Source organism: Streptomyces adelaidensis, from assembly GCF_016598475.1.
Classification (GTDB): domain Bacteria; phylum Actinomycetota; class Actinomycetes; order Streptomycetales; family Streptomycetaceae; genus Streptomyces; species Streptomyces adelaidensis.
This window is the reverse complement of the sequence record NZ_JAEMUX010000287.1, coordinates 1-611: the sequence shown is the minus strand read 5'-3', so window position 1 is coordinate 611 and position 611 is coordinate 1. Positions and strand designations below refer to the sequence as shown.

General features: G+C 63.5%; 1 protein-coding gene. It reads left to right on the top strand.

The window, feature by feature from the left end; genetic code table 11:
• Positions 1-611 (top strand): reverse transcriptase domain-containing protein (locus tag I8N67_RS41880; RefSeq protein WP_267912912.1); only part of this gene is annotated, 611 nt, incomplete at both ends.

Genomic DNA, 611 nt, shown 5'->3' with positions numbered 1-611 from the left:
TTATACATGGCGGAGCGACGGGTACTGAATATCCAGACCAAGCTGCACCGTTGGGCCCGTGATGATTCCCATCGCAGGTTCGGCGACCTCTACAACCTCGTTGCCGATCCCGGTTTCCTTCTGGTGGCCTGGGATCGGGTGAGGGGTAACAAGGGGGCCCGCACGGCCGGAGTGGACGGGCGCACGGCCCGCTCGGTCGAGGCCGGGCAGGGCGTCGGGGATTTTCTCGACGGACTGCGGTCGCAGTTGAAGGACCGCAGTTTTCGCCCGCTACCGGTGCGGGAGCGCATGATCCCGAAGACGGGCGGGAAGCTCCGCCGTCTGGGGATCGCGACCGTCACCGACCGGGTGGTCCAGGCATCTTTGAAACTGGTGCTGGAGCCAATTTTCGAGGCGGATTTCCTCCCGTGTTCCTACGGGTTCCGCCCGAACCGCCGGGCTCATGACGCGGTAGCCGAGGTGCGCTATCTCGCTTCACGGCCACGCAATTATGAGTGGATCGTCGAGGGAGACATCACGGCCTGTTTCGATGAAATCTCGCATTCGGCCCTGATGGACCGAGTGCGGCATCGAGTCGGTGACAGACGCGTCCTGGAACTGGTTAAGGCGGC